At 45.6% G+C, this 25886-nt stretch carries 21 protein-coding genes and 1 pseudogene; 7 read left to right on the top strand and 15 right to left on the bottom strand.

The window, feature by feature from the left end:
- Positions 1-270: 270 nt before the first annotated feature.
- Together AB4133_RS17305 and AB4133_RS17300 are read left to right on the top strand one after the other, a co-directional pair.
- Positions 271-3750: a T6SS effector BTH_I2691 family protein gene (locus AB4133_RS17305; RefSeq protein ID WP_372225134.1), complete on the top strand. Its 3480-nt coding sequence runs from the start codon at positions 271-273 to the stop codon at positions 3748-3750.
- Positions 3751-3753: 3 nt separating this feature from the next.
- Complete coding sequence (locus AB4133_RS17300; RefSeq protein WP_372225132.1) at positions 3754-4707, top strand: hypothetical protein; 954 nt, start codon at positions 3754-3756, stop codon at positions 4705-4707.
- A gap of 228 nt (positions 4708-4935) precedes the next feature.
- Here AB4133_RS17300 and maiA read toward each other — a convergent pair whose 3' ends face one another.
- The 5 genes from maiA to AB4133_RS17275 form a co-directional block, all read right to left on the bottom strand.
- Entirely contained in the window at positions 4936-5640 is a 705-nt protein-coding gene (gene maiA, locus AB4133_RS17295) for a maleylacetoacetate isomerase (RefSeq protein ID WP_372225131.1), read from the bottom strand.
- Between the two features lie 21 nt (positions 5641-5661).
- Positions 5662-6699 carry a fumarylacetoacetate hydrolase family protein gene (locus AB4133_RS17290; RefSeq protein ID WP_372225128.1) on the bottom strand — a complete coding sequence of 346 codons (1038 nt, stop codon included), beginning with the start codon at positions 6697-6699 and terminating at the stop codon, positions 5662-5664.
- A 12-nt stretch (positions 6700-6711) separates the two neighbouring features.
- Positions 6712-7842 carry a homogentisate 1,2-dioxygenase gene (locus tag AB4133_RS17285; protein WP_136973995.1) on the bottom strand — a complete coding sequence of 377 codons (1131 nt, stop codon included), beginning with the start codon at positions 7840-7842 and terminating at the stop codon, positions 6712-6714.
- Positions 7835-8908 carry a 4-hydroxyphenylpyruvate dioxygenase gene (hppD, locus tag AB4133_RS17280; protein ID WP_372225126.1) on the bottom strand — a complete coding sequence of 358 codons (1074 nt, stop codon included), beginning with the start codon at positions 8906-8908 and terminating at the stop codon, positions 7835-7837. Before hppD ends, AB4133_RS17285 begins: the two co-directional genes overlap by 8 nt.
- 437 nt (positions 8909-9345) lie before the next feature.
- The gene (locus AB4133_RS17275) at positions 9346-11394 is read right to left on the bottom strand and encodes a DUF3466 family protein (RefSeq protein WP_017061239.1); all 2049 of its coding nucleotides are present in this window, start codon (positions 11392-11394) and stop codon (positions 9346-9348) included.
- Positions 11395-11695: 301 nt separating this feature from the next.
- Between AB4133_RS17275 and AB4133_RS17270 the strand changes: the two genes are divergently transcribed.
- The 3 genes from AB4133_RS17270 to AB4133_RS17260 all read left to right on the top strand — a co-directional run bounded on the left by AB4133_RS17270 (position 11696) and on the right by AB4133_RS17260 (position 14260).
- Positions 11696-11941 carry a hypothetical protein gene (locus tag AB4133_RS17270; protein ID WP_010432281.1) on the top strand — a complete coding sequence of 82 codons (246 nt, stop codon included), beginning with the start codon at positions 11696-11698 and terminating at the stop codon, positions 11939-11941.
- Between the two features lie 286 nt (positions 11942-12227).
- Positions 12228-13598 (top strand): ATP-binding protein, encoded by a 1371-nt coding sequence (locus AB4133_RS17265; protein WP_372133762.1) that lies wholly within the window; start codon positions 12228-12230, stop codon positions 13596-13598.
- On the top strand, positions 13595-14260 hold the full coding sequence (locus AB4133_RS17260; protein WP_017094156.1) for a response regulator: 666 nt from the start codon (positions 13595-13597) through the stop codon (positions 14258-14260). Before AB4133_RS17265 ends, AB4133_RS17260 begins: the two co-directional genes overlap by 4 nt.
- A gap of 75 nt (positions 14261-14335) precedes the next feature.
- On the opposite strand, the gene AB4133_RS17255 is transcribed toward AB4133_RS17260, so the two are convergent.
- The 6 genes and pseudogenes from AB4133_RS17255 to AB4133_RS17230 form a co-directional block, all read right to left on the bottom strand.
- The gene (locus tag AB4133_RS17255; protein ID WP_017091954.1) at positions 14336-14995 is read right to left on the bottom strand and encodes an HAD family phosphatase; all 660 of its coding nucleotides are present in this window, start codon (positions 14993-14995) and stop codon (positions 14336-14338) included.
- Between the two features lies 1 nt (position 14996).
- Positions 14997-16016: an ABC transporter ATP-binding protein gene (locus tag AB4133_RS17250; protein WP_372225124.1), complete on the bottom strand. Its 1020-nt coding sequence runs from the start codon at positions 16014-16016 to the stop codon at positions 14997-14999.
- Positions 16016-16801 carry an ABC transporter permease gene (locus AB4133_RS17245; RefSeq protein ID WP_372225122.1) on the bottom strand — a complete coding sequence of 262 codons (786 nt, stop codon included), beginning with the start codon at positions 16799-16801 and terminating at the stop codon, positions 16016-16018. Before AB4133_RS17245 ends, AB4133_RS17250 begins: the two co-directional genes overlap by 1 nt.
- A complete protein-coding gene (locus tag AB4133_RS17240; protein WP_017061233.1) occupies positions 16801-17694 on the bottom strand; it encodes an ABC transporter permease subunit in 894 nt (297 codons plus the stop codon). The genes AB4133_RS17245 and AB4133_RS17240 overlap by 1 nt, the downstream gene beginning before the upstream one ends.
- Positions 17691-18578 (bottom strand): alkaline phosphatase family protein, encoded by an 888-nt coding sequence (locus AB4133_RS17235; protein WP_372225120.1) that lies wholly within the window; start codon positions 18576-18578, stop codon positions 17691-17693. Before AB4133_RS17235 ends, AB4133_RS17240 begins: the two co-directional genes overlap by 4 nt.
- A gap of 61 nt (positions 18579-18639) precedes the next feature.
- Positions 18640-19642 (bottom strand): annotated as a pseudogene (locus tag AB4133_RS17230) (ABC transporter substrate-binding protein).
- 211 nt (positions 19643-19853) lie between these two features.
- On the opposite strand from AB4133_RS17230, the gene AB4133_RS17225 reads away from it, so the two are divergent.
- Positions 19854-20633 (top strand): UTRA domain-containing protein, encoded by a 780-nt coding sequence (locus tag AB4133_RS17225; RefSeq protein ID WP_372225118.1) that lies wholly within the window; start codon positions 19854-19856, stop codon positions 20631-20633.
- A gap of 57 nt (positions 20634-20690) precedes the next feature.
- On the opposite strand, the gene AB4133_RS17220 is transcribed toward AB4133_RS17225, so the two are convergent.
- The 4 genes from AB4133_RS17220 to AB4133_RS17205 all read right to left on the bottom strand — a co-directional run bounded on the left by AB4133_RS17220 (position 20691) and on the right by AB4133_RS17205 (position 23977).
- A complete protein-coding gene (locus tag AB4133_RS17220) occupies positions 20691-21545 on the bottom strand; it encodes an amino acid ABC transporter ATP-binding protein (RefSeq protein WP_065584483.1) in 855 nt (284 codons plus the stop codon).
- Positions 21538-22203 carry an amino acid ABC transporter permease gene (locus tag AB4133_RS17215; protein ID WP_371720767.1) on the bottom strand — a complete coding sequence of 222 codons (666 nt, stop codon included), beginning with the start codon at positions 22201-22203 and terminating at the stop codon, positions 21538-21540. Before AB4133_RS17215 ends, AB4133_RS17220 begins: the two co-directional genes overlap by 8 nt.
- 137 nt (positions 22204-22340) lie before the next feature.
- On the bottom strand, positions 22341-22979 hold the full coding sequence (locus tag AB4133_RS17210; RefSeq protein ID WP_017061227.1) for an amino acid ABC transporter permease: 639 nt from the start codon (positions 22977-22979) through the stop codon (positions 22341-22343).
- Between the two features lie 131 nt (positions 22980-23110).
- On the bottom strand, positions 23111-23977 hold the full coding sequence (locus tag AB4133_RS17205) for a transporter substrate-binding domain-containing protein (protein ID WP_065584482.1): 867 nt from the start codon (positions 23975-23977) through the stop codon (positions 23111-23113).
- A 239-nt stretch (positions 23978-24216) separates the two neighbouring features.
- On the opposite strand from AB4133_RS17205, the gene AB4133_RS17200 reads away from it, so the two are divergent.
- On the top strand, positions 24217-25731 hold the full coding sequence (locus AB4133_RS17200; RefSeq protein ID WP_017066354.1) for a PLP-dependent aminotransferase family protein: 1515 nt from the start codon (positions 24217-24219) through the stop codon (positions 25729-25731).
- The last annotated feature ends 155 nt before the right edge of the window (positions 25732-25886 follow it).

The raw sequence follows: 25886 nt of genomic DNA, 5'->3' as shown, positions 1-25886 counted from the left end.
GTCAAAGGTGCAAGTTCAAAAGCATTCAGCCCTTTGCTGTTCTTTCTAATATTTGCGTTTACTGCAAGTTACCCATCACCATAACAGAAAGTCAGTAGCAATTTTCTATTCCCCACTAAACTCAAAAGTTAGAAAATCAGTACAAGTTATTGGATAATCGTACAATTTTTCGTTTATGAAACAACCGTAACAGCGCTTTATAAGGGCTAGACGTTGGTCTAAAACTTGCTTTAAAGCAGGTAATATTAACCTTATCGATTTCGTGAGCTTATGAGCAACCCTCTTCCTCCCAAAACATCCATGCTGTGGAATGACCATCCTTACACGCTCGAAGAAGCCGTTGCTGCGTATGAAAGCGATGGTTCCTTATCTTCATTGACTGAAACTTCAACAGCGCCCTCAAATGATATTGCAGGCTCACCACCTGAGCGCAGCATGTTTTGGGAAGGAGAAACCAAGAAAATAGACCCGCCCTCAAAACCTGAGCCAAGAACGATTGATATGACGCAGAGGAATGAGCCCGAAGAAGGTGGACCGGCACATTTCATTCCAGTACGTTATGCTATTGACCAGCTCGATAGTGAAGACGCTTCACCATTTGGTTTACCAACTAAATGGCAAGGCAAAGGACCAGCAAAGCTCAACACTATTGGCTATACACTCCGTCAGGTGCGCGATGGTTGGCTTTATGTTTATGATTCGGTTAGGAAGGTCCTTGATGAATACGAAGTGAAAGGGACACAATTCGCGCTTCATAAACTCGGGGCAGCAGAAAGCCCAGAATCCGAGACGAGGGGAGTGCCAGAGTCCCCAAGTACATTCCTTACTTATACTGAAGGAAGCCTTCTATCTCTTTGCTTTTCAGAGCATAGATGGACATGGAAAATGTTTCTTGCTGTGGTGAACAATCCCAGCAGTCATATTGACCGCATGCAAACCGTGGTACTCACAGCGAACTCGCAACAGCACCATATTGCGCCTATCGCTCAACTCTCTGAAGTGGCAGACATCGAAGCCTCTGCTGTCGATGATGGTCGCTTTGCGGATTCAGGAGTGAGTACACAAGCCGATGAAGCCGCCTCCCCCTTCAAACCCGTTGCCTCTGAAAGTGATTTAAAAGCAACGCTTCCTGAAGAGGAAGCCGCCTATTTTGTGGCCATCAAAGATTACGCCGCTGACATACAAGACATGTCACTGCATTTTGTAGGAGCCGCCAGCCCCTACCGCCTTTTTATTGACCAGTTCTCGAACCAATGGCATTTGATGCAAACCGCCATGCAGTTATCTATGTTTGGGGCGAGTGATGAAATAGACATGCCATGGAGAGTAAAGCGCAATCATCAAGAGCTTGATTTCTATATGGACATGGCGGATTACTATGACAACTCAGCAATGGTTGACCTTACCAGTGAATCCCAAGCAGCTATCATCAAAGGAATGCCATCCTCATTTTCCCAGCAAGCTATCGATGATTATCAAAAATCCACTTCAGAGATAGCAGAGGCTATACAGAAGAAATATGGCATTTCAGCAAACCGATTTGGCAAATACGAGCAATGGATAGCAACTGAACGCTGGCGTAAGCAGCTCAACTGGAAGCAAATGCTGAGCGAAATGCAGGCGCTGTCAGAGCAAAAAGAGACCATGCTTGCTCAAGTAACTTCCGTAAAACGTGACTTTATTTCGGTATTAGAAACGCTCACTCCTCATCATCTCGAACGTGTCTTCGACCTTTACAGCGAGGAGACGCAATATAGCCTCTATCAGCTTCACCTAGCGGCGGTAGAAGCGTTTAGCCTTGTGATTGAAGAGGAAGACCGCATTTGGGCAGAAAGCCAATGGGAGAAACCGACCAGCTTATTACCACTCTATACCTCTGGTTTCAGTCGAAGTGTCTATAATGAGTTGAAAAAATCCATTCCCGAGCCCCTATCAACATCGTCAAGCGATGAAGATACATGGTTAGAGCATGTCTCTTCCGTGAGCAATAAAACGGGGATGTATGCGAAGGTCATGGATTTTGTTACAAACCCAAACACCTCCGAAACCGACATTTTGAAAGACTTGGCAAAAGGCTTTAAAGAGCTCGATACCCTATTCAAAGCCTCTATTAGCGCTGCTTTAAAGGGGGCGTTAGAGCTGGGTGTGAGTTTTACCTCTCAAGCTTCCATTCTATTGATGCCAACGTTGGCTAAGCCATTGCCTCGAAATGGTTTTGTATGGCGAGCGAGTATAGCTGAGCGTATGGCGCAAACGATGCCAGTAAGTATTAATGAAAATTATGCTCAAGGTTTTAAGGATTGGAAAACACGCATTGAAGATAACCTTGCTGAGCTAAAGAAAAACAACAGTATTATTGCTGAGGTGAATCAAAATCAGCGCAAGGCGACAGCTAAGTATAAAGAGGCGTTAAAGAATCAGAAGCGGCTTAAAAAACGATTAGCAGTGACCACTTTAGAATACCCACAACGCATTATACTTCCGGACGATCTACCAAAAGCAACGGTAGAATTAAGGGCAAGGGTAATCAGCGAGCCCGCAGGTGATTTACACAAACTGTTCGAAAACGCGGGTGGGTTGGGGTTTCTCGCTCTTCTGTTTAACAGCATTGCCTTGACCGATGCCATGAGCAGTATTGCCGATACAGGCTTGATGAATTCAGATGAATTCTTAGACATACAACAAAAGCTGTTTTATACCGCCAGTGCGTGGACGGGGATTCGGACGGGTAAATTATGGGAGAGTGTGAAGGGTGACCCAAGATTGAGAGCCCATTCATACAAAGTATTAAAAGAGTTAGTAAGTAATAATTCTCGTGGTTTTGAAAACCTGATCCTTGAAGACTTGAAGGTATTCAATAAATGGCTCGCGATCACAGGGGCTTTGGGGGCGCTAGCTTCAGGTATTGAGGCATTCCGTTCTTGGCAGAGTGCTGATGAGGTTTATGGTCTTGAAAAATACTTGCATGTAACAAATGCTCTAGTATTAACAGCAATATCTGCTGTCGGCATGTTCCAAGCATACGGAGGGTTAACAGGACAGTTTGCACTAAACTTGACCTTTGGTGGGCCTGTAACGGCAGGTTTGGCAATTCTCACCGTTGCATATCTAGCTGTTAATTATGGGTTGAATAAGCTGAAGCAAGATGATTTTCAAAAATGGTTAGATAAACTGCCTTGGGGGTATCACCCGAGTCGTACTCAGTGGAGTCAATCTCCAAGCTTACCCGAAAGAGAAAAGCATAATTCAGCCTTAGTGCAGCAAGCGCTGTTTGACTTACAATCCATTATTCAACAGCCAATGGTATACCATCAGCCTATTGAAAAAATCCAAGCCTATCCAGGATACACACATCGTGAGTTAGTTGGCTTGGACGTGCATATTCAACTGCCAAGACGTGCTGTAACGAGCGGGATTATCGTGAGTACCAATACCAAAGCAACTGAAGATGAGTTGACGTCCGGCTCTTGGCATCAAAACGCTGATTTAGTCACGTTACAAACTCAGAGCCAAGCTAGCAAAGAATTGCTGGTGTATAAGGTAACGTTACCAATTAAAGAAGCCGATCAATACCTTGCCATGAAAGTATCGTATGATGTTGAAGGTGATGCCCCAGCCAAGCGTGAGTATTGGTTCCAAAACGGCATAAAACAGAGTGCAACTTATAGCGTGATTTCAGACAATAGCAAACAAAGCACCATTCAGAAATCACTTACCCCCGTTGTCGGCACATTAGGTTTTCAGGAGTAACCCTTGGCATATTCACCATTTTACATCACCCCAGAAGAGTTGGCAGTTTATCAAGAGGCGCAAGAGCGAGAGATTCTTACCGGGGACAATTTAACAACATGGCACAAATATGATGTAGAGGAGCCGTTTCGTTACCATTACAAGTTAACCGCGTTGCCATTTATGAGCTTCTTATTTGTAATTGTATTTTTGACACACACAAGTGAGACACTTGTCGTAACCTTTTTTGGTCTTATCTTGTCAGTGATGATGGCTGGCGTCTTTTATCTCACGATCGGCCTCGATTATAGGTATGACTACATTTTTTCTGACAAGGGCTTTGTGATGAAAAAGCGTCGCAATATGCCTAAGTGGGTAAATACCGCCACGCAAGCTGTTGGTTGGATAGGCGCGGTGGTGTGCGTGACGATGGTAGCGGTGGTTGGCCCAATGGCATTAGCGGGAGCTGGCGCCCTTATTTTACTCTCATTTGGTATGTTAAAACGCCAGCCTGATGTACCAACAGAAGTGAGAGTCGGAGAACGTGAAGATTGGCTGTTTGCTGACTACAACAAGAAAAGAAAAGTGATTAAGTTCTTTTTTAAGCATGACACATGTGAATATATTGATATGGAAAACACCACAATTTCACGTTTACACAATCGATTTCACTATTACGTATTTTTTAAAACTGTGTCTGACTTAGAGTCTATGGTCAATCAGTTAGTAAAGGAATATAAGCTTGACTGTACCGAGGTTAATGACCACAAAAAGCTGTTTGAAGCGAAGCCAGAAGCTAGACTGTTTAGCACGCCTGTTTATTTCAAAGAGTATCAAACCGATGAGATGTTTGATTTTAGGGCTATAAACACCCCACTCCCAGAGCGTGAATACCTTTACAACGGCAAGTGGCGAACCGAGTCTGAGATTGAACAATCTAAGGTAGAAGGTGCAAACAACCTGAGTGACAATATCTGATATCACCTTTGTCACTCGCGCTCGTTAAAATGTAGAAATCAAGAAGCCTCCAGCATTGGAGGCTTCTTTTTATCCAGATAGTATTAAGATACTAAGCTTCTGAATAAAGACAAAAGCATGCGTTCGAACTCTTATTAGAACAGGTTAAATATTTGGATACTCAGTCCAGGTTTCTCCCCTCTTTTCAAAAAACATCCTCAATTTAGCAAAATAAATCTTTGTTTCCGTTCACATCGGTGCATTCGCATCCGCTTGGTTCTCTGGCATCGCCCCAATAAAAGCGGGTAACTGATTACACGCTTCAACAATCGAGTTAATCAACGGATACGGCGACATATCAACGCCAAAACGCAGTGCATTATAGACTTGTGGCACTAAGCAAATATCGACGATACAAGGTGAATAGGTGAGGCTATACACCGAGTCGCCATGTGCTTTTCTGTGCTTTGCCAACTTCTCTTCTAGAGCACAGAAACCTTGGCTCATCCAATAGTGAAGCCAATCCATTTTCACCTCTTGCTCGCACGACAATTCTCGATCCAAATACTGCAACACGCGCAGGTTATTAAGAGGATGAATTTCCATCGCAATGTCCTGAGCCATCGCCAGTGCTTGATAGCGCAATGGTGTTTGCTCGGGAATCAACAATGAGTCTGGGCTGCTCTCACATAAATAGCTTTCATCCAAATATTGCAAAATAGTCAGCGACTGATTGAGTTTAACTTCACCATCCACCAGCACGGGCACTAATTCACTGGCGTTGAGCTCACGATATTGTGGGTCATGCTGCTCGCCGCCATTACGCACCAAGTGCACCGATTTAGACTCGTAGTTGAGTTGCTTCAGGTTTAATCCAATACGCACCCGATAGGCGGCCGAAGAGCGCCAGTAACCGTAAAGTATAATGTTCTTGTTCACGATGCTCTCGCTCATACAGAAATCCTATTACGTGGATTATACCGCTCGATACTGGCTCACTTTTTGGTCAATCGCACCAAAAATGGAGTCACCCGCTGCATCAAACATCTCAAGCTTGATCGAATCGCCAAACGACATGAATTTAGTCGACGGTTTACCATCACGAATCGTCTCAATCATTCGCACTTCGGCAATACATGAATAACCCACACCGCCTTCGGCAATTGAGGTGCCGTGGTCAGTCCCTTGCTTATTAGAAACCGTGCCCGAGCCTATGATTGTGCCTGCCGACAATGGGCGAGTCTTCGCGGCATGTACCACTAGCTCGGCAAAGTTGAAGGTCATATCCACGCCTGCATTCGGACAACCAAAAGGCTGGTTGTTGTAGGTCGATATCAGCGGTAAATGCACCTTGCTGCCTTTCCACTGTTCACCAAGCTCGTCAGGTGTAACTGCGACCGGAGAGAACGCCGAAGAAGGCTTAGATTGGAAGAAGCCAAAGCCCTTGGCGAGCTCTGCCGGAATTAAGCCGCGCAGCGACACATCATTCACTAACATCAGCAAGCGAATCGAGTCATGCGCCTGCTTAGCACTAGCGCCCATAGGCACATCACCGGTGACAATCGCAACCTCACCTTCGAAATCGATGCCCCATTCATCACTGGCAAACTCAATATTGTCACGCGGCCCGATAAACGCGTCTGAGCCGCCTTGGTACATTAAAGGATCGACCCAGAAGCTTTCTGGCATTTCAGCACCACGCGCCTTACGCACCAGCTCAACGTGGTTTACATACGCGCTGCCATCTGCCCATTGATAAGCGCGTGGCAGAGGCGATTCACAATATTGAGGCGCAAACACTTCACTGCCCGTCACATGCCCGTTGTTTAACGAGGTGTATAACTCTTCTAACTGAGGCGCAACGCTTTCCCAATTATCCAAAGCGACTTGCATGGTTGGCGCCAGATGCATCGCGTGGAAAATCTCCGTCGCTGGCACGCACTGTTTAAGGTCTCTACTCACGACCATCAATAGGCCATCGCGAGTACCATTTTTCTTGGTTGCTAATTTCATCCTTGTTGCCCCTTACTTCTCTTGCCAACTGTAGACATATTCTTTGTTTTCAACGCTATCGAGTTCCTCAGAGAACTGCAGCGCATGGCGAGTATCGATCATCACCGCCACTTCATCGGTAAACTTCTTCTTGTGCGCTTGCCCAGCCTTGAAGGCCTTTGGATGAGGCCCATGCGTAAACCCCGCCGGGTGAAAGGTCACCATGCCCGCTTCAATGTTGTCGCGGCTAAAAAAGTCACCAGCGTGATAGAACAGCACTTCATCGTAATCATCATTGTTGTGATAGAAAGGCACTTTCAATGCACCGGGGTCGCTCTCAATCGGGCGTGGTACAAAGGTGCACACCACAAAGCCTGCGCCAACAAAAGTGGTGTGTGCTGACGGTGGCAAGTGGTAACGATGTGACATCAGCGGTCTGATATCGCGCCAATTCACTTTCACCACCGCTAAGTCGCCATGCCAACCAATTGCATCCAATGGATTGAACGGATAGGTGATCACACTGACTTTGTCGTGGCGTTTCACCTGAACCTGAGTTTGATTTTCTGAATACTGAGCGCGGAATTGCTCATTGATAGAAGGTATGTCGAGCACCGCCGGATCAAACACCGCGTGATTACCGACCATGCCTTTCTCTGGCAGGGAGTAAGCCGCGTCTGTGTTCTCAATCATCAAGATGAACATCGGCTCACTTGGCTCTAAACGCCAGTTGGTTGAGCGCGGGATCATCACGTAATCCCCTTCACTCACGGCTAGATGACCATAGTCACAATAGAGATCGGCGCTACCTTGGTGAATGAACAGCAGCTCATCACCATCAGAATTACGCACCAAGAAATCCATCTTCTCGTCCATGCGCCACACTCGGATTTTGCAGTCAGCGTTGTGCAAAAGATGAGGCACCGCCCAAGGGGTTATCTGGCTGGCTTTTTCCACCAGCGTAAAATCAAAAGCGCGAGGGCGTAAATCACCTTCCCACTCCGACCAACCTGTTGGGGCATGTTGGTGATGAAAATGAGCGGCAGGGCCGAAGAATCCACTTCGGCCCGCCTCTCGCTCATAAATTGCCTCTTCGGGGAAGTCGGCATGCGCTTGTTTAGAGCACACCCCCTCCCGATGAGGAAACGAGATCCATTTATGCATCGTCTAATACTCCTCGACGAATCTGGTCCTCTTCAATCGATTCAAACAGCGCCTTGAAGTTACCTTCACCAAAGCCTTCATTGCCTTTACGCTGAATGATTTCAAAGAACACAGGCCCGATCACCGTCTGCGTGAAAATTTGCAGCAAGATGCCGTCTTTGGTCGGCGCGCCATCAATCAGAACACGTAGGTCTCGCAGCAGTTCGGTGTCTTCACCGTGGCCTTTCACACGATCGTCAACTTTCTCATAGTAGGTGTCAGGAGTTGGCATAAAGTCCATGCCGCGATCACGCAAGGTTTTCACCGTTTTGTAGATATCATCCGTAGCAAGTGCGATGTGTTGGATACCTTCGCCGTTGTATTCACGAATGAACTCTTCAATTTGTGATTTGTCGTCTGAAGACTCATTGATAGGGATGCGGATTTTGCCACATGGTGAGGTCATGGCGCGGCTCACAAGGCCTGTCAGCTTACCTTCAATGTCGAAATAGCGAATTTCACGGAAGTTACCGATACGCTCATAAAAACCAGACCACAGGTCCATATTGCCTTGTTTCACGTTGTGCGTGAGGTGATCGATCTCATAAAGACCAACATCGGCTTTCGCCATGCGCTCTTCCGCGTCATCATAGAATCGGAAGTCAACGTCGTAGATGCTCTGCTTGCCGTAGCGATCCACAAAATAGAGCAGGCTTTCACCGATGCCGTAAATGGCAGGAATGCTCAGCTCCATCGGTCCAATTTCTGTTTTATACTCTTCGCCACCGCCGCTGAAAGCTTGTGTCATTGCCGCAGTTGCATCGTTAACACGAAAAGCCATGCCACACACCGATGGGCCGTGAACTTTAGCGAACGCTTCCGCTTGGCTGTGTGGCTGCTCATTGACGATAAAGTTGATGTCACCTTGTCGATACAGCCAAGCCTCTTTTGAGCGATGCTTGGCGACCTCAGCAAAACCAAGTGACACAAACAGTGCTTTAAGTTGCTCAATTCCCTTGTGGTCAACGGCCGTGTATTCAACAAACTCGAATCCATCCGTGCCAAGCGGGTTGTATGTATCCACCATGAACTTTCTCCTTGTACCTATTGGTTTTGTATTACGTGTTTTTTGTCCTTAATTAAATTTGGCCCACAAGCGGAAAGATTGGAATGCATCGAAGGAAATGGGCAATAACGCTAAAAACCCGTCAAATTGTAAAATAATTGTTACACACAAACCCTCACAACAGGAAAGTGAGTGCTATCAAGGGATTGAAGAGTGGTGGTTTGATTTACAGCAAAGCAAGAGATGTTGCTTAATTGTTACAAGTGATTTTTTTGGCTAAAGCAGAAAGAGATAAGTGTATGTTGAACGTAAAAAGAGCATCACAAAACAGGTGATGCTCTTTTAAAAAGCTTCATATCCCAGCGGTATTCTTATGGGACGAAGTATCAAACCTAACCCATTACTTTAATGGTTGACGGTCAAATAGAGGTTGTTTCTCTCGTGAGCACGTCATCAATTTAGGCAATCACAGAACGAGACTTTTTCAAGCGAACTGAAAGCACGGACATTAAACTGATAAGCACCAATAGCCCGGTACCGGCACCACTACGTTCAACATCTTCAGCGCTATCATCACTTCTTTCAGCAATGTCTTCACTTGTTGCTCCAGATATCGGGATAAGTTTTACAGCCACCACCCTCTCGTCACCTACTCCATCATTACAATAAGCAAAGTGTGCGGTTGAATCATAAGCCATAGAAGAGGAGCTACTTTCACTCGCAAAACATTGTATTGCCGTCCCTGAGATAACACCCGCGTCATTAATGTCGGTTGCGTCCAATATTCTAAAGTGGTTGTTGGCATCACTGTCGTCACCACCGTTAGTTAGGTCGTCTAACCACCAAGCTTGATCATTATATCTTGCACGTCTATCAGCATCGGTACCAATGTCGTTGTAAGGGAAAATGAAGCCGCGATGCCTCCTTTCATGGCCGTCTACTTCAGAGTGAGTTTCTGCGTCAACATAGCCAACAATTTCATTGTAATTATTGATCTCACTTGCTTTTCCTTCTGCACTATCAAAGAAAATGTCTTCACCTAAACTTGCGAAGAATGTAGCTGTTGGCGTTGTGTCATTCGCATCAGCGACAAACATACGATTATCAGACACACGATCCGACGGATAATCACCATCTCTTTTTGCATAACCAATAACCATCATGTTTTCATTAATATCTGTTGCGACAGAATTACTGTGAATGTATGAATCACTCACTTCTACCGTCGCATTAGCGATAAATGTCGTCGTCCAAGCATTTTCCGAAACGCTGAAATTTGACGTACTGCTTGGCCTAAACACAGCAGCCTGCATAAGAAAGTTATCAGAATCATCTAGCTCCGTATTGTAACCGACTAAAACAGGATAAGAGCTATATGTCCCTCTAGATGAAATCGTTGCAGCCCTCACACTCGCCTGTGCTGAAGCTTCATCATCGTTGTAAGAGTAATAGGTCGAACTGGTTTCCCAATCAGATACTGAGAAACGGTTTCCATCATCATTGGGGCCATTCGCATCGGTTATATTCCAGACAAAAGCTCGATTAGCAAAAGCAAAGTTCTGACACTCTGGATATAAAGCAGGCTCAATATCTTCATCGATACAATTATCTAGATCCTCTGCATCACTGTCGGATGTGTACGGAGAGTCATAATCTTTATACTCATCACTGTAATAAAAAGTCGCAACGGACGCGCTTCCGACCACATAGCTTTCCCCTCCATAACTGAAAGAATCAAAAGCCATCGTTCTTCCCATTTGGGAGATTATATTCGCTTCGCCGTCAGCATCGCTGATCGTAATGCTGGTATCGGCTTCAGGTTGGAGAACCGTAAATTCAGTGCCTGTATCGTAGTAACCACGCTGCCTATACAACTGAATATATTGGTTGTTATAGCTGTAATAACCACTGCTGGTGTTACCAAGAACAAAACCATTCTCGTCAACTTTAGTGATCACCTTCTCCTCTGTTCCATCAACAAAGGAATAACTATAACTGCTCACATCAGGTGGATTACTGCCAACATCAGGGATATCACTTAACGAATAAGAGTCATAGAAAGCCGTGGAATTCGTCTGATAGCTCAGCTCGTAATATGCATCACGCTCATTTCTCAAGCCTCCAATGCCTGCATCCTCATCGCCATACCACAACAAAGAACTCCAAGCTTCACAAGTCGCGTAGCCAAGTTCACTTGTGCAGTAGCTATAGATATCGTCATAATCCAAATAGTAGAACGTGTTATCGATACCAAAAGGGACCTCCTCTTTAAAGGAAAAACCTGGTTCTGCATTTTGAGCTTCCCCTGCGAATGCGTAATCGGTGTCACCACAACTGGTACTAAAGCAATCCGTTGTACCAAGCTCTGGTTCAACTGCAACCCCATACACCGATTCCGTTTCTACTGGTGATTCCTCCAAAACCACCCTATAAAGAGCAGCGTTACTATAAGAAGCAACCAACAACGTAGAAGAGACAACGACTGATTTTTTTACCATTGCCTTCATTCTACGGCTCCTAAAAAATAATCCATTTCAATACCAACGATAGCTTTCTGCCTTTATTGCTAAAGGCATTAAATTCATGAGTTCAATAATGGACTAGGATAAAAATAGAAAATGTGGAAACTATGTAGAAACAATGGAGGTTTAAACAACCTGACTTGATGGGCTGATGAACTGATGCCCTATTAAAGTTAAACGCTAACTTTCATCTCCTAGATTTATCCATTTTCTCTGCTAATTTGATCGCTAACCTATTTGCGTCAAAGAAATACACTTATATTTGGTTACGAATAGGAATTAAATTATGAAAAAAATCACGACAGCATTACTTTTACTGACATCGACATTCGCGCTTCAAGCGTGTGCTGAAAGCCGTGAAGGTCCAAGAGAAATGCCAAGTTTTGAAGAAATGGATGCAAACGGTGATGGCGAGTTACAATTAGAAGAGCTCAGAGGTCCACTCGCCGATGACTTTGACAAACTAGACGCAGATGGAAGCGGTGGTCTATCGGAAGAGGAAGTTCCGCCGCCACCACCAAGACGTCAATAATGGTTAGAGGGTTATCCAAAAATAGTGATAATTCAATGCGAGCTGATGGGGTATAGCACCCTGTCAGCTCGCTATTCGTTTCTAACAAAAAGATGCTTATACATGGCCTAAGATGAATAAAGAAATCAATGTCCACATTTCCCACACGATTGGTGACTAATATTGGTTTAACTCACTTTTGTCTTAATTCATTTTACTGTCCTAATTCACTTTAACTTCTGGAGAGAACGTGCGCATATCAATTTTCACTAAACTGTTTGTTTCAATACTAATGGTATGCGTGACCATGCTCTTTGTACTGACCTATTTTATTAACTCCAGTTTTCAAAGAGGGCTCCAAGATTTCACAAATAATAATGAGATTGCCCTAGCTCAAGAACTCGCCAATAACTTAAAGCAATATTACTCACCTTCCGAAAAGTGGAGGCGGCTAGAACGTGAACCACATTTAATCGCCAGCAGCATTGGTGGCCCCTCACGACCACATGCTCGTGACAGACACCCATCGCCACCACCATTAAGAGAGCCGGAAGCGCCAGATCTTCAACCTATTTGGCAACGACTCAACATTTTAGATCAAAACGGGCGAGCTATAATTGGACCTCCTGAAAACCTACATCACCTTGAAGATGGTCAGCATCAAGCACTAGTCGAAATAACACGGGATGATCAAGTGATTGGGTATATCTCCATCGTCCAGATGGATGAAATATCAGGGCCTTTGGCAGAAAGCTTTTTCAAACAACAAACGACGCATGTAAGCACTATCGCTTCGATTACCGTGTTGCTTTCATTCCTTATCGCTTTATTTCTTGTTAGGCGATTTTTGAAACCATTGCGTGCTTTGTCGAAAGGTGCCAAATCTATCGAAAATGGCGATCTCGATTTCTACATTGAAAAAAGCGGCAATGATGAATTGTCCGATCTCATCGGAATATTCAACGGTGTAGTCGAAACACTAAGAAAACAGAAAACACTTAGAGAACAGTGGTTATCGGATATTTCACATGAACTTAGAACGCCTATCACCGTGCTAAGAAGTGAACTAGAAGCGCTACAAGACGGTATCCGATCTCCTGAGCCAAAATACATCGACTCGTTACATCAACAAATCATCACGTTGGGTCAACTCGTTGAGGATCTTCACCAACTCTCCCTGTATGACATCGGATTTAACCTCAATGTTAAAAACAACGTTGATATACATAAACTGATTGATTCTGTGATCGTTCAAAACTCGATCCGTTTAGAACAAAAAAACATCACATTAACAAAGCACTATGACCATTCAGCCCCACTGTTTACCTCGTGTGATGAGAGATTACTGACACAACTGTTTGTGAATCTGTTGGAAAATAGCGCACGATACACTAGCGATAATGGGCATGTATCGATAGATGTTACCGACATTAGTGATAGTATTATTATCAACGTTGAAGACAGTGATCCAGGTGTACCTGATGCATCACTTCCGCGTTTGTTTGAGAGGCTTTACCGCGTTGATAAATCGCGCAGTCGATCAAGTGGCGGTTCTGGGCTTGGCTTATCTATCTGTAAAAATATCGTTGAAGCGCACCAAGGACACATTACTGCCGACCACTCAGAATTGGGTGGACTACGAATCATCATAGCGTTACCAAAGGAAATAAAATCGTGATTTTAGTCGTCGAAGATGAGCCTGCATTAGCAAGTGTACTGTGTGAGTACTTAGAGCACTCTGGCCTTGAAAGTCATCATATTATCGATGGTAACCTTGTCATTGACTGGGTAAAGCAAGCATCGCCTAAACTCATTATTCTCGACCTCATGCTACCCAATCGAGACGGGTTGGATATTTATCGAGAGCTGAGAACGTTCAGTGACATCCCAGTGGTTATGGCGACAGCCAAGGTCGAAGAGATTGATCGACTCGTTGGGCTTGAACTGGGTGCAGATGATTATATATGTAAGCCGTACAGCCCGAGAGAAGTGGTTGTGAGGGTGAAAAATATTTTGCGCCGTTCCAACAAGCCCCAAGCCACGTCAACAACGAACGCCATTGATATTGATGAATTGAGTATGACCGCCGTCCTATGTGGTATTAAGCTAAGTTTAACGCCAGCTGAGTTTCGGCTTTTGCACCTTCTCTATCAAAATGTTGGCCGCATTTATAGTCGCGATCAATTGATTGATAAAATCTACGACGATAGAAGAGTGGTCAGTGATCGCACTATCGATAGCCATATTAAAAACTTACGCAAAAAAATGGTCTCGATAAATGAAAAATGTGACTACATTAAATCCATTTACGGGATAGGTTACAAACTAGAAATAGAATAATACGAATCAAAAAGCCGCTGTAGTCAGCGGCTTGATGAGTTCTAGAACGAACCTAAATCGAATATAAGGTTCGCGTTAATCCCAGTTGAGAATCGACCAATTCGGTTGATCGGCTAACGCTTTCAAACGCGGGCATGGATTCACCAGGTAAGCAAAATCAGCGTGTTCACACAAAGGTAAGTCGTTGATTGAATCCGTATAAAAGTGTATATCTGAATAGTTGGTTTCTTGATTGTCTAACCATTCTTTTAAACGCGTCACTTTGCCTTCACGGTAGCTTGGCACACCAGAGATCTGAGACGTGAAACGACCTTGGTTTTCAATCAAATCAATACCAAGTGCATTCTCGATACCAATCTTACGACCCACCGCTTCCACTAAGAAAGTCACGCTGGCAGAGATGATCAGCATATCAATATCATCATTCTCAAGCTGCTCAATCAAAGGTTTCGACTGCTTGAACTGTTTAGGCAAAATATGCTGTTCAACACACTCTTCCACCAACGCAGTCACTTGCTCTGTTGGCATATCGGCCAATGGCTGCATGGAAAACGTGAGGTAATCTTCCATATTCAATTTACCTTCCGAATACAGGCCCATTAAGCGCTTATCTTCTTCAATAAAGTTGGGCGCTGTGGCAATGCCCTTTTCAACCAAGAACTCATTCCAGAGCATCGCTGCATCGGCATTGATCAGCGTTTCGTCCATATCAAATACATACAAAGGTTTGAACATCTTAGGCTCTCACAGGTTGAATTTCGTTAAGGTTAAACAGGAGTTCAAGTTGGCTGCCGTTTGCCAACAGTCGTTCAGAAGAACGGTTAAGTAGGTCGACCGTTAATTCACACTCATCAACGTCCACTTGGTAGCGAATCACGTTGCCCAAAAGCTGGTGGTTACGAATCGTGCCCGTTTTCGGCGCAGAGATATGTTCGCCATATTGTCGACCTTGCTCTTTCACGTAGATAGACTCAGGTCGAATCGCCACTTTCCACTCTGTTTCAATATTGAAAAGTTGCTTGGCTTTGTTCGCTTGCACCAGATTGTAGTGACCCATGAACCCAGCCACAAATTCATTGGATGGTTGAGTGTAGATCTCTTCGGGTGTACCTGCTTGTACGATCTCACCTTTATTCATCAAGAAGATGCGGTCAGACATGATCATCGCTTCTTCCTGATCATGAGTCACGAAGATCGTGGTCAGGTTCATCTCTTTCTGAATATCTCGGATCTGTTGGCGTAGGTGCTTTCGGATCTTCGCATCGAGTGCAGAAAGCGGTTCATCGAGCAATAGAATACGCGGCTTGACCACCAAGGCTCTTGCCAAGGCAACACGCTGACGCTGACCTCCCGAAAGCTGATGCGGGTAGAATTTCTCTTTACCCGTTAAGTCCACCAGTCCAATCACTTTCGCCACTTCACGTTTAATCTCGTCAGCAGCAAGCTTTTTCATCTTGAGGCCAAACGCAATATTGCCTTCAACCGTCATGTTCGGGAACAGCGCATAAGATTGAAACACCATGCCGATGCCACGTTGTTGCGGCACTTGGTGAGTAATCTCTTCACCGTTGACCCAGATCTCGCCACCATCAACAGGATTCAGGCCTGCCAAGCTACGCAGAAGAGTCGACTTACCACAGCCACTCGGGCCAAGCAGAGTAATGAATTCGCCCTTCTCGATGGAAAATTCAATATATTCAAACACCGTGTTGTCACCAAAGCGCTTGGTGAGGTTTTTCGCATTTACATAGCTCATTATTTTGTTCCCTGGCTGAAACGACTTGCCAACCAAGTCAGTAAGAAAATAAACAGGAAGTACGTCATCACAAGGGCTGATGTGAAGTGGCCGCTGGTTTGACGCATGTTGTATAGGTAGATTTGCAGTGTCTCGTAGCGTGTTCCTACCAAGATGTTGGCGAACACGAACTCGCCCAATAGGAACGAGAACGACAAGAACAGTGACGCCATTAAGCCTTTCTTAAGGTTTGGCAGAATAATCAATAAGAACGCCTTGGTGGTACTTGCGCCAAGCAGATGTGCCGCGTCCATCAAGTCATGCAAGTTAATCGCTTCAAAGCTGTTGGCAATCGCGCGATACATGAATGGCAACGCGATGGTGAAGTAAGTACCAATCAAGATCCACGGTGTGCCTATCAAAGAAATCTCACTATCGGCATACAACTGAAGTAAGCCGACTGACGAAACTACTGGCGGTACTGCGAACGGCAATAAAATCAGGATATTCATCACCTTGTCGAGTTTCGGGAAATAGTAAAACACCACGAAAATCGCAGGCAGAACCAACACCACACTCAATGACAGCCCTGCCACACAGATAAACAGTGAGCGACCAAAGGCTTGCAAGAAGCGAGGATCCGTCAGCAGGTTGATGTACCAATCTAACGTGAAGCCATCCGGCAGGATAGTGGCGCCCCAACGCGAGGAGATCGAGTAGATAAAGGTCGCTAAGATCGGAATCATCATGATGCCGACAATCGAATAGACAACCGTTTTATGAAAGCGAGTATTTACGGTGTTCATTACTTTCTCTTCCCTGCGTAGCTTTTGCTGATCAGCCATTGGTTAATCACAGTGATGAAGGCCAGCATCGCCATCAGAATCACAGAAATTGCGGCAGCTAGGTTGGGTTCTAGGAACAGGTCGCCCGATACCAAGCTCGCAATTCGAATCGTAATCACGTTGTAGTTGCCCGAGGTCAACGCATACACACTTGCGTAGGCGCCAATCGCATTGGCAATCAAGATGATAAAGGTGCCGAACAAAGCTGGAGACAGCACAGGCAGCGCTATTTTGGTCCAGTACTGCCAAGTTTTCGCGCCAAGCAGTGCCGAAGCGGCTTGCCAGTCGTCACTCAGAGCATCAAACGCTGGATAGAGCAACAACACCGCCAATGGGATCTGGAAGTAGATGTAAATCGCCAGCAAACCCCACTTGCCGTACAAGTCAAAATCGCCCAGTAATCCATACTGCTTGAGCAATAAGGTGATCGCACCGTTGGTGCCCAAGATGATGATGAATGCGAACGACAGAGGCACGCCTGAGAAGTTGCTGCTCATATTGGTGAAGGCAATCACCGCATCGCGGATTTTAGAATCAACGCGGCGCAATGATGAGACGAGCAGAGTCGCGATCGCTAAACCAACAATGCTCGACCAAATCGACAGCCATAAACTGTTACCGAAGGCCTGCATCATGAAGGCAGAATCGAATATTTCAGAATAGTTTTCGAGAGAGAGCTCATCGTCGTAGAAGAAGCTGTTGATCAGCACCCAAACCATAGGTGCCAGTTGGAACAGATAGAAAAACAGCGCGAAAGGCGCAAGCCACAAAGCGGGCTTGAAGCGTTGAAACAAAGATTTGGTTTTGGGTTGAAGCGCAGAGCCATCGCTCTGCGTAATTACAGAACTGCTCATAAGGCCAACAATTCCTGAGTGTAAGATTTATCGTGTTCAAGGTTGAGTAACTGACAGACGCTGCCGCAGATATCGGTCTGTTTCACTGAACAGGCTTGGTGTGTGAACTTATCGCCAATCACAAAGAATGGCACTTCACGCTCTTCAGGCAGAATGCCACCGTGAGACAAGTCATTGTTCATGCCGTGGTCACTGGTGATGATCACTTGATAACCATCGTCTACCCATTTCTCAAGATAGTTTGATAGGTAAATATCCGCGCCACGAGCACTATTACGGTACTGGCGAGAATCCAGCCCATGCTTGTGTCCCATGTCGTCAATGTTCATTGGGTGAATCAGTAAAAAATCAGGCTGATGAGTCACGCGCAAGTGCTCTGCATCCAAGAACAAGGCTTCATCTGGGTAGTGGTCCCAATGGTAGAAACAGCCGTGTTGGATGTTCATGGTTTCATCGTTGGTGAAACGGTCACGTACTGCATCAAATGGCGCTCGGTTATATAACTCGCTCACCCAATGATATGCCGCTGCAGCCGTCACTTTGTTCTGCGACTTCGCCAAGCTAAATACCGACTCGTGATTCGATAAACGCACGATTTGATTGTTGACGATACCACTCTCGACAGGGCGAACTCCCGTTAAAATGCACTCATACAGTGGGCGTGACATTGACGGCAATTCACATTGCACAGGGTAAAGAGTGGCGCGCAGTTTGTTTTTTTGCGTGCTCATGATTTGCGAAGTGCCCTGTTGATTTTGGGAAACGCTGTGATTACTGTTTTTCGAGTCACTAAGTTCTAGAAGGCCGTTCAGGTAGCCCATGCAATCACGGGCTACCTGATAATTCAGTCCATCTAAAACAACAAGGATAACCTTATTGCTCATGGTCTATTCTCTATTGCTTGTTACTATAAGCCACCCATTACAGGTGGCGTGTTAAGCGGGGTTATTGCTGGTGAATCAATACGCTTTCTTGCCATTGACGTGGCAAGCGACGTGCTGATTTTTCCCATGCTGAGAAGTCAGATACTGGGTGCACGTTGCTGTATTGCTCGTTCGAGATCAGCTTGTCTTGTACTGATTGAGGTAGCGTAACGCTGCTACGGATTGGACGTGCGTAACCTTCTGCTAGGTTAATTTGGCCTTGGTCACTAAAGATGTATTCACGAGCCAACTTCGCCGCGTTCGGGTTTTTCGCGTATTTATTGATGATGGTGGTGTAACCAGAAATCACTGAGCCATCTTGTGGAATGTTTACCGTAAAGCGCTCACGGTCGATCGTGTCGCGGTAGTTCAATGCGTTGAAATCCCACATGATCGCAACTTCCACTTCGCCTTTTTCAAGGTTTGCGATGCTTGGATCTGTGTAAGATAGGCGACCTTGCTTCGCTAGCTCACCAAAGAATTTAATCGCTGGTTTTAGGTTTGACTCGTCACCGCCGTTAGCAAATGCAGCCGCTAGAATCGCGTTGTTTGCTTGCGCTGCTACGCCAACATCGCCCACTGTTACTTTGTAGTCACCTTCTAGTAAGTCACTCCAAGATTTTGGTGCATCTTCAACAAGGTTGTTGTTTGAAATGAACGAAATAGTACCTGTGTAAGCCAGAGCCCAGTGACCATCTTTGTCTTTCGCCCAATCTGGAATGTCATCCCAAGTCGTTGGCTTGTATGGCTGCGTTACGTCTTTCTGCACAGCGACACGTGCAAAGGCGAAACCAACATCACCGATATCTGCAGTTGCGTTTCTTTTCTCTGCTTCAAATTTCGAGATCTCTTGAGCCGAGCTCATGTCTGTATCCTGATGCTTCAATCAGTGACTCAAGATCAGCATCCTTCGCCATCGCTGGCATTGAAAGTGTTGCCGTTATTAGCGTTGCGCCGATTAATTTTGCAGGTGAACCAATCAGTTTGGCTGGCGATACAGTTGAACGGCTAAGCAAAGTTTTCATTGTCTCTATCCCTCTGGACTAGGTCAGTAAGTTCTTTTTGTATGCTATCGCCAGAGTGTGACGCTTTCGCGCAACTTATTTGACAGTTAGGGTGCATTTTCGTGGCAGTTATATTTCACTCATATGACAGTAAGCCTTTGTTTACTGTCACATTCCTGTTAACTCCATGGTTTACCTTATTGAGCATACGAACTTATGGACTAGATCAGTAATGAGAACATTGGCTACAGCGCAATCAGGGACACAGCTAGGCAGAATTAAGGCGAGCATTAGAGAGCAGCTTCAATCAGGCATCTTCACCGAAGGGCAAAAACTGCCATCCGAAAGAGAGCTCAGCGAGCTGTTTTCAACCACACGAATTACGCTCAAAGATGCGTTGGTCTCATTAGAAACCGAAGGTTTGATATACCGAGAAGAGCGCCGAGGCTGGTATGTGTCACCCGAACGTGTTCGCTATAACCCATTATCACGTTCTCACTTTCATCAAATGATTCGTGAACAACACCGCATAGCAGAAACCAGACTGCTCAGCACCCGTACAGAGATGGCGACAGGCGATTACGCCAAAGCATTAGAGATAGAGCAGATAACGCCAATACACGTGATTGAGCGCTTGCGTTTTATTGATGGTAGAGCAGTGCTGTTTGTTGAAAATGTACTGAAAGCGCCCTTATTTGATGGTGTCTTGTCGGAAAACCTCACCATGTCACTAACAGGCATCTACCGAGAAAAATACGGCTACGAGACCCAACGCTCGCGTTTTGATGTAATTCCCACTTCAGCCCCAGCCTATGTCGCTAAGGCATTGAATTTGGCTGAGGGCCAGCCTGTTCTTAAGATCTGCCGAGTGAACTACAAACAAGATGGCGAGTTAATGGACTGCGAACTGGAATACTGGCGACCCGATTCTGTGGTGATCCATATTGATAGCATTGGGTCATGCTGTGCCTGCTTGAGAGAAGAACCCCACACATACAAAAACTCCGACTGATTCAGTCGGAGTTTAGGATTTAGCGGTCAAACATTAAGGTGATGTGAATCATCTAGTTCATGAATCAAGCTTGAGGAACTGTCTAACCCTTGGTGAATCTGGGTTAGTGAAGAACTTCTCTGGGTTGGATTTCTCAATCAATATCCCCTTCTCAAGGAATACCACCTGATCCGATACCTGACGCGCAAACTCCATCTCATGTGTCACAACCACCATGGTGTAGCCCTCTTGCGACAGTTTCTTCATCACCAACAACACCTCTTCGACCAATTCAGGATCGAGTGCTGACGTTGGTTCATCAAACAGCAACACATCCGGCTCCATCGCGAGAGCTCTGGCAATAGCGACACGTTGCTTTTGCCCACCCGATAACATGCTTGGGTAGTTCTCTAGTTTGTGCGACATACCAACCTTATCGAGTTGCTTACGTGCCATCTCTTCGGCGTCTGATTTCGCTATCTTCTTAACGTGAACGAGCGCTTCCATAACGTTTTGCAACACGGTGAGATGCGGCCATAAGTTGAAGCTTTGGAAAACCATTCCAAGACGCTCTCGAAGTTTCGCCAACTCTTTGTATTTGAGTGGCTTACCCGTTTCAGAGTTGATACCAATACGCTCATCACCCATAAAAATCGTGCCGCGCTCTGGCTGCTCTAACCAGTTCATGCAACGCAGTAGCGTTGATTTCCCCGAACCTGACGAGCCGAGAATACTCACCACATCGCCTTTGTTGATGTTGAGGTTGATGTCTCGCAGTACTTCGATGCCATCAAACTGTTTCGACAGGTTTTCAACCTTGATGATCGTCTCTCGTTCTTCCAATAGTGGCTCGCACTCAATCACTTCCAAATTCACGCCCAAAGAAGGGTTAATCGGTGCTTCCGTTTCAATAATCTCTGATTGTTTAAGCATGGCTAAGTCCTCTAAGTTCAACTTTGGTTTGGATTCGTTTGGTGATGCTTTCAAGTGCAATACTCACAACCCAGTAGAGCGCGATAGCAATGATGAACGCATTCAATGGGATGAAGTAGGTCGATTGAATGCTGTTGGCGGCCGCGGTAATTTCTGCGACGGTGATGATGCTAAGAAACGCAGTGTCTTTTAAGCAGATGATGAGTTGGTTCGTGATCAGTGGAACCGACTTAAACAACACATTTGGGGTAATAACTCGGGTAAATGTTTTGAATTTAGAGAAGCCATAAGCGTGCGCCGCTTCGATGTAACCTGGCTCTAATCCTTTACGAACACCTCGGAAAATCTCACAAAAATAGGTACCGTGATAGAGACTTAGCGCGATGATTCCCGCTGTAATCGCATCGAGTCGAATACCAACCTGCGGCAACCCGTAATAGAGCAGGTACGCTAAGATAAGAAACGGCAAGGTGCGCATCATGCCTATCAAACTATTGATGGTGTACTTCACACCAAGTTTTGAGTTTTCGAGGCAATACAACAAACCGATGCCAATGATGAAACTCAAGATTGAAGACGAAACAAAAAGATAAAATGTGGTCACAAACCCTGAAGCAAACAGCTCTTTTTGTTGCCAGATAATATTCCATTCTTCCATATTTACTCCTTAAACTTACCCGCTCAATAACGCATCACAAGCAGGTAAATGGTGTTTCTGACCAAGTAGCCATGACGGCTAAACTGTGGTTGTTGTTGATAGCTGTGACTGAGGTAGATTACTGATAGCCACACTTACTACTGCAGATAAGTAGCTCGGTTTTCAGCCACCGCTTGCAACTTCACCAACACGCCAATAATCAACATGTAAATGGCACCGGCACATAGAATCGGCCCAAGTGGTTCATAGGTAACCGCAGAGATTCGATTGGTGACACGAGTTAGGTCGACGATGCCGATCACCGCAATCGCTGGGCTGCCTTTGATTAAGAACGACATCTCATTGACTAGCGCTGGTAGGCTCATGATCACCATTTGCGGGAACATGATGCGGCGAAAATAAGTGATACGTCTCATACCAATGGCTTCTGCCGCTTCCATTTGTCCTTTTGAAAAGTTAAGAAAGGCATTGCGCCAAATCTCTGCATTGAATGCCGATGTATTGAGTGTGAGAGCTAAAATAGCAGAAACGTGTTTATCTAAATTGATGCCAAATGACGGAAAAGAAAGGAAAATAAACAGAGCCAGTGTCACCAAAGGCGTTGCTCGTGCCCAGCTGACATAGATACCCAACATTTGATCCACAAACGGGATTTTCATCATTCTAACTAAGGCAATCATTAGGCCGATGACGACACCTAATACAATCGATACTGCCGATATCCATGCCGTTGCCCACGCGCCCTGTAGCAACTGTTCCCAAGCGTAATAATCCATAAACGACCTCTTTGATCAGCGACTTCTTTCGATAGATTGTGCGCCAAAGACTCATGGGTTAAACCGCTTTGAACCCATTGGCATGGACACAAACAGCCGCTAACTGTTTGTGTCGGCGCATGCTTATTCATCTATTGAACGGCTGTTAGCTTGTGATACTGCTCAACCGAAGTGATGGCTTCTGAAGGGAGTTGGTCGAACGATTCACCGAACCACTTCTTCTGCAACTCTGCCATTTTTCCTGTTTGCTCAAGGTGTAGGAAGAATTCCGTTAGGTAAGCCAAAAGCTCAGGATTATCTTTAGGAACTGGCCAGCTAACGAAACCTGGGCCAGAGACTGCTTCGCCTTTTTTGAATACCTTTGACTTCGACTTCACTACCTCGTTAACTGAAACCACACTGTTGATCACATAGTCTATTCGGCCGATTGCCAAGTCGGAATACGCTTCTGGGTAGGATTGATACTGCACCACTTTACCCAAAGATTTGCCTTGTGCTTCGAGCATCACTTCGAGCTCTGGAAGCCTTTCTAGCAAAGCACTGCCCGCTTGTAAGCCCACTGTTTTTCCATCTAAATCGGCTACCGTATTAATATCTTCCGCGTCAGCTCTGGTTAAGAAGTAATGCTGCGCTGAAGCGATAGGTGGAGTGAAATCAAAGGCCTTCAAGCGAGCATCGGTAATGATCGCGCCAGTTAACGCCACATCATATTGACCCGCAGATACCGAAGCGAGTAGTCCTGTCCAAGGTAAGATCTCTTGTTCGATATCGAACTTCGAATATTCACGTAACTCATCAAGCAAATCTTTGTTAATCCCCGCAGGCTTACCGCGGTCGATATAGTTGAATGGAGAGTAGTTGTCTTCTGTCGCCACTTTCATGAAGCCTTGCTTTTCGATGGCTGCAAGCTCCGATGCTTGTGCGACTCCAAAACAACCCAGTACAACTGTCGCTGCCGCTGTTGAAACCCATGCCTTCATCGTCATTCCCTGTTTCATACGCTTTCCTTATCGAGATTATTTGCCTGCCTTTACTTTATGAACGGAATGCATCGGAGACGTAGAGCCAATTTAATTTTCAGGTTGGGACAGAACGATTTTCTAGTTTGGGACAACGTAATTTTCGGGGTTGAGAGAGAGCAAAACACACTCTTAAAACATCAATATGAACTCTGGCGCATTTCTTGCTCTTTTATACAAATTGGACTGAGGTTCACTGAGAATAAGGACTGTATCTCATGGCGATAAATCACAATTGTTTCATCGAGTTTGATTCCAAAAGAAGCCTGCAAGAACAAGTACGTAGCTATTTGGTGACGGCGATATTGAATGGTATTTTTCCGGCTGAACAAGCGCTTCCGTCTTGTCGTAAGCTGTCTAGCCAATTGGGTGTTTCACGCAATACTGTCTCCTTGGTGTACGACAGTTTGCTCGACGATGGCTACCTCATCAGTAAGCCTCGCAGTGGTTATTACCTTTCAGAAAAGTATGAAAACCCGAGTGATACTATCGACGCGAGTTTGGATCATTTTGAATCAGCCGACAGCGACAATGCACCGGATTGGAGCAAACGCGTTAAGCTGCAATTGGGCCAATACCCACGCATCGTCAAACCCTCGCATTGGAGTTGTTACCAATACCCATTTATTTTTGGCCAACCCTCTATCAATGACTTCCCATTAGCTCAATGGCGAGAAGCGACAAGAAAGGTCACCTCAGACCCACATGATCACCGCTGGCTTTGCGACAAGGTCGATAAAGACGTCGACATGCTGGTCGAACAGATACGCACAAGGGTGCTCCCACAGCGCGGTATTCATGCCCAAAGTGATGAGATCCTCATAACCTTAGGTTCGCAGAATGCGCTGTATTTGATTTCGACTTTGCTCATGAACCATCAGAGTCGAGTCGGAGTCGAGAACCCCGGCTACAAAGAAGCGAATCACATCTTCAATCTCTCTGGCGCGCAATTACACCCGCATCAAGTGGATGAACAAGGATTGAGATTCAATGAGCACTCTTCACTGTGTGATCACTTCTATGTCACGCCTAGCCATCAAGCTCCAACCGGCGTCACCATGAGTGATGAGCGTCGAACTCAGTTACTTGAAATGGCCAAAGCCAATGACGCGGTAATTATCGAAGATGACTATGACGCCGAGTGCAACGTGGAGTGGAATCCTAAACCCGCGCTAAAAGCCAATGACAAGGAAGGGAGAGTCATCTACGTCAGCAGCTTCTCTAAGCTACTGGCACCCGGCTTGAGGTTAGGCTACATCGTGGCACCTGAAGAGTTAATCTACGACCTTAGAATACTGCGTCGCTTGATGTACCGACATGCGCCAAGCCGTGTTCAGATGGAAGTAGCGCACTTTATTGAACAAGGCTACTACGACAGCTTTGTGAGGCGCTTTAGAGAAAACACTCGCCAGCGCTGGAAGCTGATCAACGATGCTGTCTTGAAGTACTTACCTGACTGCAAGCGACTGGCTCAAAGCGAGCAGGCCAACTCTCTGTGGCTACAAACGCCCAGCCACATCAATAGCCAGCGTTTAGCTTCACGAGCCGCCCAAAAGGGCATATTGATTGAGACAGGCTATTCACACTTTATGACGAATACCGAAACGGAATCGGGCTGTGAAGCATTGTCAGAATATGACCCCAATTCCTATTTTCGATTGGGCTTTCACGCCATCGACAAAGATCTGATCGCACCCGGTATCAAAGAGCTGTCAGAGGTGATGAAGATCTAGCATCACTTAAGAGCAGTTTGACCAGACTGATTTAGTGAAAGAACGTAAAAAGAGCATCAATCGATGCTCTTTTGTCGTTTCTGAAGGTTAGGTTTGGCACGTTGAAAAGAACGGGGAATTCTTTGTCAAAGTGCCTTGGTTGCTGTGCTGGCTAT

The organism is Vibrio sp. 10N.286.52.F8 (genome assembly GCF_041468745.1).
Classification (GTDB): domain Bacteria; phylum Pseudomonadota; class Gammaproteobacteria; order Enterobacterales; family Vibrionaceae; genus Vibrio; species Vibrio crassostreae_C.
This window is presented reverse-complemented; position numbering and strand designations above follow the sequence as displayed.

Coding starts and splice junctions, on each gene's coding strand:
- AB4133_RS17210 (WP_017061227.1), bottom strand. CDS start 22,979: ATGGATTATTACGCTTGGGAACAGTTGCTACAGGGCGCGTGGGCAACG.
- AB4133_RS17275 (WP_017061239.1), bottom strand. CDS start 11,394: ATGAAGGCAATGGTAAAAAAATCAGTCGTTGTCTCTTCTACGTTGTTG.
- AB4133_RS17215 (WP_371720767.1), bottom strand. CDS start 22,203: ATGGAAGAATGGAATATTATCTGGCAACAAAAAGAGCTGTTTGCTTCA.
- AB4133_RS17235 (WP_372225120.1), bottom strand. CDS start 18,578: ATGAGCAATAAGGTTATCCTTGTTGTTTTAGATGGACTGAATTATCAG.
- AB4133_RS17305 (WP_372225134.1), top strand. CDS start 271: ATGAGCAACCCTCTTCCTCCCAAAACATCCATGCTGTGGAATGACCAT.
- AB4133_RS17255 (WP_017091954.1), bottom strand. CDS start 14,995: ATGTTCAAACCTTTGTATGTATTTGATATGGACGAAACGCTGATCAAT.
- AB4133_RS17240 (WP_017061233.1), bottom strand. CDS start 17,694: ATGAGCAGTTCTGTAATTACGCAGAGCGATGGCTCTGCGCTTCAACCC.
- AB4133_RS17290 (WP_372225128.1), bottom strand. CDS start 6,699: ATGAAATTAGCAACCAAGAAAAATGGTACTCGCGATGGCCTATTGATG.
- AB4133_RS17205 (WP_065584482.1), bottom strand. CDS start 23,977: ATGAAACAGGGAATGACGATGAAGGCATGGGTTTCAACAGCGGCAGCG.
- AB4133_RS17285 (WP_136973995.1), bottom strand. CDS start 7,842: ATGCATAAATGGATCTCGTTTCCTCATCGGGAGGGGGTGTGCTCTAAA.
- AB4133_RS17220 (WP_065584483.1), bottom strand. CDS start 21,545: ATGCTTAAACAATCAGAGATTATTGAAACGGAAGCACCGATTAACCCT.
- AB4133_RS17265 (WP_372133762.1), top strand. CDS start 12,228: ATGCTCTTTGTACTGACCTATTTTATTAACTCCAGTTTTCAAAGAGGG.
- AB4133_RS17200 (WP_017066354.1), top strand. CDS start 24,217: ATGGCGATAAATCACAATTGTTTCATCGAGTTTGATTCCAAAAGAAGC.
- AB4133_RS17225 (WP_372225118.1), top strand. CDS start 19,854: ATGAGAACATTGGCTACAGCGCAATCAGGGACACAGCTAGGCAGAATT.
- AB4133_RS17250 (WP_372225124.1), bottom strand. CDS start 16,016: ATGAGCTATGTAAATGCGAAAAACCTCACCAAGCGCTTTGGTGACAAC.
- AB4133_RS17245 (WP_372225122.1), bottom strand. CDS start 16,801: ATGAACACCGTAAATACTCGCTTTCATAAAACGGTTGTCTATTCGATT.
- AB4133_RS17270 (WP_010432281.1), top strand. CDS start 11,696: ATGAAAAAAATCACGACAGCATTACTTTTACTGACATCGACATTCGCG.
- maiA (WP_372225131.1), bottom strand. CDS start 5,640: ATGAGCGAGAGCATCGTGAACAAGAACATTATACTTTACGGTTACTGG.
- hppD (WP_372225126.1), bottom strand. CDS start 8,908: ATGGTGGATACATACAACCCGCTTGGCACGGATGGATTCGAGTTTGTT.